The sequence below is a fragment of the Rathayibacter sp. AY2B3 genome, assembly GCF_002931755.1.
Lineage (GTDB): Bacteria > Actinomycetota > Actinomycetes > Actinomycetales > Microbacteriaceae > Rathayibacter.
In genome coordinates this window covers 268,690-275,826 of sequence record NZ_PSUG01000001.1, presented here as the reverse complement: position 1 = coordinate 275,826, position 7,137 = coordinate 268,690, and the positions used below count along the sequence as shown (strand labels likewise).

Below are 7,137 nucleotides of genomic sequence, written 5' to 3'. Positions count from 1 at the left end.
GAGCCGCTCGGCGGTGTCGATCTGCCAGCCGGTGCCGATCGCGTCGAACCGCCATGCGTGGCCGAGGACCGTCGGGGCGTCCGGAGGGCGACGTAGGGTGGCGGGATGGGTGAGCGGGTCGGGACGGCGGAGGCGGCGCGGAGCATCAGGGTGCCGCGGGAGGACGACGACAAGTACACGCGCGGAGTGCTGGGGATCGCGACCGGGTCGGAGCGGTACCCGGGTGCGGCGGTGCTCGGCGTCGAGGCGGCGGTGCGGACGGGAGTCGGCATGGTCCGCTACCTCGGACCGGAGCGGCCCTCGGGCCTGGTGCTCGCCCGGCGGCCGGAGGTCGTGACCGCGGTGGGACGTGTGCAGGCCTGGCTCCTCGGCTCCGGCACCAGCGCCGAGGACCGCAGCGACGAGGAGCGTCGCACCCTGATCGAGCAGCTGCACTCGGGAGTCCCGGTGGTGCTCGACGCGGGAGCGCTCGACCTGATCGACGAGGCCGCCGGCCCGGTCGTCCTCACGCCGCACTACCGCGAGCTCGCCGGAGTGCTCGGCCGAGCGGGCCTGGACGCGGACGCCGCGACGATCGCGGAGGCCCCGAGGGAGTGGGCGCGCCGGGCGGCGGACCGCCTCGGAGTCTGCGTCCTCCTCAAGGGCGGGACCACGCACGTCGCCGCGGGCTCCGTCGAGCTCGAGGTCTCCGGATCCACGCCCTGGCTGGCGACCGCGGGCAGCGGCGACGTCCTCGGCGGGGTGCTCGGCGCCCTCCTCGCCGGTCGAGCCGCGGACGCCGAGGCGGCCGGGGAGACCCTGACCGCGGAGGATCTCGCCCCCCTGGCCGCCGCGGCCGCCGTCCTGCACGCGGAGGCCGGACGGAGCGCCTCCGCCGGCGGCCCGATCGCCGCGCTCGACATCGCGGAGCACCTGGCCGGAGTGGTCGCCGCACTCCTGCGCTGACACGCCCGTCGGACGAGCCCTGAACCGAACCGGGACCTCCGCCGTTGTCCTGGAGGAAGCGACGCCCGCGGCCCGGCCCACCGGCCCCGCACCGCCGCCTCATCGGCTGCTCGAAGCGAGCACCTCTACCGTCGGATCCGCCGCGTCCGCCTTGACCAGGAGAACAGACATGACCGCGAAGACCACGACTCCCGCCCGCTACGCCCTGACCCTCCTCGCCGGCGCCGGCACCCTCGCCGCGCTCGCCGCCTGCTCCAGCACCACCACGACCGGGAGCGACGCCGCCGACGCGGCGACCACCACCGCTCCGAGCACCGCCACCAGCTCCGCCCCCGAGGCCACCGGCGCCGCGTCCTCCGCCGCGAGCGGCAGCAGCTACGCCGACGGCACCTACGAGGCAGAGGGCGCCTACACCTCGCCCGGAGGGAACGAGACGGTGGGCGTCTCGCTGACCCTCGCCGACGGCGTCGTCACCGACGTGACCGTGACCCCGGAGTCCGAGAACCCCACCGGCCAGCAGTACCAGTCGCGCTTCGCGGGCGGCATCGCGGGCGAGGTCGTCGGCAAGCAGCTCGACGAGCTGAAGGTCTCCAAGGTGTCGGGGTCCTCCCTCACCTCCGGCGGCTTCAACGACGCCGTCGAGACCATCAAGGCCGATGCCACGGCCTGACGCCCCGACGGTCCTCGGCCACGCATGGCGGTTCGACGCGATCGGCACCGGCTGGCAGATCGACACCGCCGAGCGGCTCGGGCCCTCCCACCGCGCGCGGGTCGAGACGCGGATCGCGGAGTACGACCGCACCTGGTCGCGGTTCCGCGACGACTCCGCCGTCTCGCAGCTGCGGGTCGGCGGCGAGCACGTCTTCCCCGACGAGGCGGTCGATCTCTTCGCGCTGTACGACGTCCTCGACGAGCTGACCGGCGGGGCGGTCACCCCCTTCGTCGGCGGCCCGCTCGAGCAGCTCGGCTACGACTCCGCGTACACCCTCGTCCCGCGCGGACCCGCGGTCCCCGCTCCCTCCTGGGCCTCAGCCCGTCGCGGGGCGGCGGGACTGCGGGTCGAGCCGGGCACCGTCGTCGACGTCGGCGCTGCGGGCAAGGGCCAGCTCGTCGACCTCGTCCTCGAGGAGCTCGCCGGAGCCGGGCCCGCCCTCGTCGACGCGAGCGGCGACCTCCGGGGCATCGGAGCCGGACCCGTCCGGGTCGGCCTCGAGCACCCGTGGGACCCGAGCAGCGCACTGGGAGTGGCGGTGCCCGGCGAGCGCGCGCTCTGCGGCTCGGCGAGCAACCGCCGCGCCTGGGGCAGCGGCCTCCACCACGTCCTCGACGGGCGGACCGGCGCTCCGGTCGAGAGCATCGTCGCCGCCTGGGCGGTGGCCGACACGGCCCTCGTCGCCGACGGGCTCGCGACAGCGCTGTTCGTCTGCCCGCCCGAGATCCTCGCCGAGCGCTTCGACTTCGAGTTCGTCCGCGTCCGCAGCGACGGCACCCTCCACTACTCGCCTTCCTTCCCCGGAGAGGTCTTCCGATGATCGGCACCTTCGACCGCGCCCTCGGCCGCGTCACCACCTACCGGCTGGTCTGGATGACGCTCGCCGCGCTCCTGCTCGTCGCCGTCGGCTTCGCCGCAGCCGGCCTGATCTTCTCGACGCCGCTCGAGATCCTCGGCACGACGCTGGTCGCCGTCGCCTCGACGGCCCTGGTCAGCGCGGTCCTCGCGAGGCTGTTCCGGAGCCGCGCGCACCTGGAGTCCTCGCTCGTCACCGGTCTGCTGATCGCCTGCCTGCTCTTCCCGACGGCGGATCCCCGGGGGCTCGCCGTGATCGCGCTCGTCGGCGCGATCGCCGCTGCGTCCAAGTACGTCCTCGCCTGGCGGGGCCGCCACCTCTTCAACCCGGCCGCGGTCGCCGTGCTGATCATCGGCTTCACCGGACTCAACGCCGGAGCCTGGTGGATCGCCAGTGGCGCGATCTGGCCGTTCGTCGTCGTGGGCTCCCTCCTGATCGTGGCGCGGGTCCGCCGCTGGGCGGTCTTCGCCGTCTTCGTGCTCGTCGCGGGCGGAGTCTCGGTGCAGCAGGCAGTGCAGAACGGCCAGGACCTCGGAGCCGCGGCGGCCCTGGTCCTCACGGCCTACCCGTTCGTCTTCGCGGGCGCCTTCATGCTGACGGAGCCGCTCACGCTCGCGCCGCGCCGCTCGCAGCAGCTGATCATCGCGGTCGTCGCAGCGCTCGTGGCGAGCGTCCCGTTCCACGTCGGCGTGATCTCCGCCACCCCGGAGCTGGGCCTCGTGGTCGGCAACGCCCTCGCCTTCGCCTTCGCGTTCCGCCAGCGCCGCCGGCACACGCTCGAGCTCGCCTCGACCCGCGTGCTGACGCCGGGCATCGCGGAGTACCGCTTCCGCTCCCGCTCGCCGCTGACCTTCGAGCCCGGTCAGTGGCTCGAGCTCGACCTGCCGCACCGCGCCGACAGCCGGGGCAGCCGACGCACCTTCTCGGTCTCCTCCGCTCCGTCCGACGGCGAGATCGCGATCGCCCTGCGGATGCCGGAGAAGGCGAGCAGCTTCAAGCGCGCCCTCGCCGCGCTGGAGCCCGGCGACTCGCTCCGGGCGACGAGCGTCGGCGGCGACTTCGTCCTGCCGGACGACGCCTCCGTGCCGCTGCTGCTGGTGGCGGGCGGCATCGGGATCACCCCGTTCGCCAGCCAGCTGCGCTCGCTCGCCGACGGTCCGCGGCGCGACGTCGTCGTCGTGGTCGCCGCACCGAGCCTCGCCGACGTCGCGTACCGCGACCTGCTGCAGGAGTCGGGTGCCCGGGTCGTGCTCTGCTCGAAGGAGGCGCCGACCGAGCTGCCTGCAGGGTGGTCGCACGTGACCGGACGACTGAGCGCCGAGCTGCTCGCGGACGCGGTGCCCGACGCCGGACGGCGGGTGGGCTACGTCTCCGGGTCGCCGTCGTTCGTCGACTCGGTCCGCGGCGCCCTGCGCGGTGCCGGGGCGAAGCGGATCCGCACCGACGCGTTCGCCGGGTACTGAGGATCCGCGGGCACTGAGGATCCGCGGGCACTGAGGGTCCGCCGGGTACCGACTCCCGCCGGGGTGCTGATGCCCGACGGGAGCGGCGCTCTCAGGCGGGCTCAGGTGCTGCCAGGGTCCCGTTCAGCGGCCCCTCTACAATGACGCGGTGCCGTCCTCCCCTCCTCGAGCGTCCTCCCGCCCCCTCGCGCGGCTGCGCGAGAACCGCGACTCCGTCGCCGTGCTCTGGGGCGCCTTCGCGCTGGTGCACGTGGTGCTCTCCCTCTTGGCGCTGTTCGCTCCGGGTCTGCCGATGGGCGACGTCAGCATCGTCTACAAGGAGTGGATGAGGACCGCCGTCGAGGGCGGCGGCATCGCCGGGATCGACACGGGCTGGGTCTACCCGATCCTCGCCTGGGGCCCGATCGCCGCCTCCTGGCTCTTCGGCTCGGCCGGCTACGACCTGATGTGGCTCGTCCTCGTCGCGATCGCCGACGCCGCCGCCTTCGCCCTGCTGCTGCGCGGCCGGTCGGCACCGCGCCTCGCCGCGGCGCGCTGGTGGCTGCTGTTCCTCGTCCTCCTCGGGCCGATCGCGATCGGCCGCATCGACGCCTTCACCGCGCCGCCGGCCATCGCCGGGATGCTCTGGGCGGCGACCCGTCCGGGCGTCGCGGCACTCCTGCTGACCGTCGCCACCTGGATCAAGGTGTGGCCTGCCGCGATCCTCGCCGCCGCCGTGCTGGTCCTGCGCGGACGACTCCGGATGATCCTCGTCCCCGCCGTCGCCTCCGTGATCATCGTGCTCGCGGTCGTCCTCGTCGGCGGCGGGGACCAGGTCTTCAGCTTCGTCACCGATCAGACGGATCGGGGCCTCCAGATCGAGGCCGTCGTGAGCACCCCCTGGATGTGGCTGTCGGTCCTCCCGGGATCGGGGAGCTACGTCTACTACGCCGCCGACATCAACACCTTCGAGATGCACGGGCCCGGCACCGAGACCGCCGCGAGCCTGATGACCCCGCTGCTCGCTCTGGCCATGCTCGGCGTGGCCCTGCTGGGTGCCCGTGCTCTCGCCCGTCGGGCGGACCCCGCCAGGCTGTTCCCGCTGCTCGCGCTGACCTTCGTGGTCGTGTTCATCGACACCAACAAGGTGCTCTCGCCGCAGTACATCGTGTGGCTCGCGCCGCCCGTCATCGCCGGGCTGATCGCGTGCCGCGACGGCGCGTTCGACCGGCCCGCCAAGCTGACGCTCGTCACCGCTGCTCTGACCCAGGTGGTCTACCCGTACCTCTACCTCTTCCTCCTCTGGTCGCACTGGTGGATGGTGCTCGTGCTGACGGTGCGGAACGTCCTGCTCGTGGTGCTGCTCGGCTGGCTGCTGCGCGAGCTGTGGCGGATGGGGACGGCGCGGGTCGTCGCATCCGGCGTCACGACTCCCGCGTCGTCGCTGACCGGGGAGACCCGCCTGGCGCCCCAGGGCTCGTAGGCTCGGAGGGCGCGGGGCCGGCACGCGGCACGCGCAGTCAAGGAGGCTCCCATGCTCGTCGCATTCTCGGTCGCACCGTCCGGGGGCGAGGCGCCCGACGCGTCCGTCCACGACGCGGTCGCCGCCGCCGTCCGCATCGTCCGCGAGAGCGGCCTTCCGTCGCGGACGACCTCGATGTTCACCGAGATCGAGGGGGAGTGGGACGAGGTCTTCGACGTCGTCAAGCGCGCCACGGAGGCCGTCGGAGCGTTCGGGACGCGCGTGTCGCTCGTCCTGAAGGCGGACATCCGCCCCGGCTACTCGGGCGAGATCGACGGCAAGATCGCCCGGCTGAACGACGCGCTGGGGGAGTAGCGGGTTCCCGCCGCCACCTCTCGCGCCCGGGAAGGCTCGAATCGATTCGACATCCGCTCGATCCTGAGTAGCCTTGTCCGGTGACGTTCTCGCCTGCTCGGACCCGACTCGCCCTGCTCGCCCTCGCGATGGGGGGCTTCGGCATCGGCTCGACCGAGTTCGTCGCGATGGGGCTCCTCCCGCAGCTCGCCGCCGACCTCCTCCCCGGGGTCTGGGCCGCGAGCCAGGAGCAGGCCGTCTCGCAGGCCGGGATGCTGATCTCGGCCTACGCGCTCGGCGTCGTGGTCGGCGCCCCCACCATCGCCGCCGCCGCGGCGCGCTGGCCGCGCAAGAGGCTCCTCCTGACCCTCCTGGTCGCCTTCACCGTCGGGACGATCGGCTCGGCGCTGCTGCCGAGCTTCCCGCTCGTCCTCGCCGCGCGCTTCGTCGCCGCGCTCCCGCACGGCGCCTACTTCGGCATCGCCTCCCTGGTCGCCGCCGACCTGATGGGTCCCGGCAAGCGCGGCAAGGGAGTCGCGTTCGTCCTCTCCGGGCTCACGATCGCGAACGTCGTCGGCGTGCCCGCGATCACCTGGGTCGGGCAGGTGGCCGGCTGGCGCAGCGCCTACCTCGTGGTCGCGGTGCTCTTCGCGCTGACCGTCGTGGCCGTCCAGCTGCTGGTGCCCGCGCAGCCCGGGAATCCGGCGGCGACCGTTCGCAACGAGCTGCGGGCGTTCGGGCGCCTGCAGGTCTGGATGACCCTCCTCGTCGGCGCCATCGGCTTCGGCGGACTCTTCGCGATGTACAGCTACATCTCGCCGCTCGCGACCGAGGTGACGGGTCTGCCGCTGGGCGCGGTCCCGTGGATCCTGGTCGTCATCGGCCTCGGGATGACCGTCGGCAACCTCGTCGGCGGCTGGGCCGCCGACCGCGACGTGCGGCGGGCGCTGGTGGTGTTCTTCGCCGGCGTCGGCGTCTCGCTGATCGGGCTCGCACTGTCGGCCTCGTCGGTCGTCGGCCTGGTGGTGTTCGCGTTCCTCTCGGCGGGCTTCTCGGCGGCCGCGTCGCCCGCGATCCAGACCCGGTTGATGGACGTGGCGCGGGACAGTCAGACGATCGCGGCCGCGCTCAACCACTCCGCCCTCAACATCGGCAACTCGGTGGGCGCCGCGCTCGGCGGCCTGACGATCGCCGCCGGACTCGGCTACCTGTCGCCCATCTGGGTCGGCGTCGGCCTGACCGCGGCGGGCATCGTGCTCGCTCTCGGCAGCATCGCGATCGACCGCGCGCGCGGCACGGTCTACCCGGTCCACCGCGAGTCGGCCCGGCCGGACACCGACGGCGTCCCGGTCGACGCTCTGTGAGC

Annotated in this window: 7 protein-coding genes; all 7 read left to right on the top strand. The window is 73.7% G+C overall.

What is annotated here, in order from left to right:
* Positions 1 to 105 precede the first annotated feature (105 nt).
* The 7 genes from C5C24_RS01240 (at position 106) to C5C24_RS01210 (ending at position 7,135) form a co-directional block, all read left to right on the top strand.
* A complete protein-coding gene (locus C5C24_RS01240) occupies positions 106 to 945 on the top strand; it encodes an ADP/ATP-dependent (S)-NAD(P)H-hydrate dehydratase (protein WP_104304088.1) in 840 nt (279 codons plus the stop codon).
* 169 nt (positions 946 to 1,114) lie between these two features.
* A complete protein-coding gene (locus C5C24_RS01235) occupies positions 1,115 to 1,615 on the top strand; it encodes an FMN-binding protein (RefSeq protein WP_104275284.1) in 501 nt (166 codons plus the stop codon).
* Complete coding sequence (locus C5C24_RS01230; protein WP_104304087.1) at positions 1,602 to 2,477, top strand: FAD:protein FMN transferase; 876 nt, start codon at positions 1,602 to 1,604, stop codon at positions 2,475 to 2,477. Before C5C24_RS01235 ends, C5C24_RS01230 begins: the two co-directional genes overlap by 14 nt.
* Entirely contained in the window at positions 2,474 to 3,976 is a 1,503-nt protein-coding gene (locus C5C24_RS01225) for an oxidoreductase (protein WP_104275282.1), read from the top strand. Before C5C24_RS01230 ends, C5C24_RS01225 begins: the two co-directional genes overlap by 4 nt.
* Before the next feature lie 148 nt (positions 3,977 to 4,124).
* Positions 4,125 to 5,438 carry a glycosyltransferase 87 family protein gene (locus C5C24_RS01220; protein WP_104275281.1) on the top strand — a complete coding sequence of 438 codons (1,314 nt, stop codon included), beginning with the start codon at positions 4,125 to 4,127 and terminating at the stop codon, positions 5,436 to 5,438.
* Positions 5,439 to 5,489: 51 nt separating this feature from the next.
* Complete coding sequence (locus C5C24_RS01215) at positions 5,490 to 5,792, top strand: thiamine-binding protein (RefSeq protein WP_104224449.1); 303 nt, start codon at positions 5,490 to 5,492, stop codon at positions 5,790 to 5,792.
* A 128-nt stretch (positions 5,793 to 5,920) separates the two neighbouring features.
* Complete coding sequence (locus tag C5C24_RS01210; RefSeq protein WP_104275408.1) at positions 5,921 to 7,135, top strand: MFS transporter; 1,215 nt, start codon at positions 5,921 to 5,923, stop codon at positions 7,133 to 7,135.
* Positions 7,136 to 7,137 lie beyond the last annotated feature (2 nt).

What these genes read in the sequence shown, in the direction of transcription:
- C5C24_RS01230 (WP_104304087.1), top strand. Translation starts at nt 1,602, where the DNA reads ATGCCACGGCCTGACGCCCCGACGGTCCTCGGCCACGCATGGCGGTTC.
- C5C24_RS01235 (WP_104275284.1), top strand. Translation starts at nt 1,115, where the DNA reads ATGACCGCGAAGACCACGACTCCCGCCCGCTACGCCCTGACCCTCCTC.
- C5C24_RS01210 (WP_104275408.1), top strand. Translation starts at nt 5,921, where the DNA reads ATGGGGGGCTTCGGCATCGGCTCGACCGAGTTCGTCGCGATGGGGCTC.
- C5C24_RS01225 (WP_104275282.1), top strand. Translation starts at nt 2,474, where the DNA reads ATGATCGGCACCTTCGACCGCGCCCTCGGCCGCGTCACCACCTACCGG.
- C5C24_RS01215 (WP_104224449.1), top strand. Translation starts at nt 5,490, where the DNA reads ATGCTCGTCGCATTCTCGGTCGCACCGTCCGGGGGCGAGGCGCCCGAC.
- C5C24_RS01240 (WP_104304088.1), top strand. Translation starts at nt 106, where the DNA reads ATGGGTGAGCGGGTCGGGACGGCGGAGGCGGCGCGGAGCATCAGGGTG.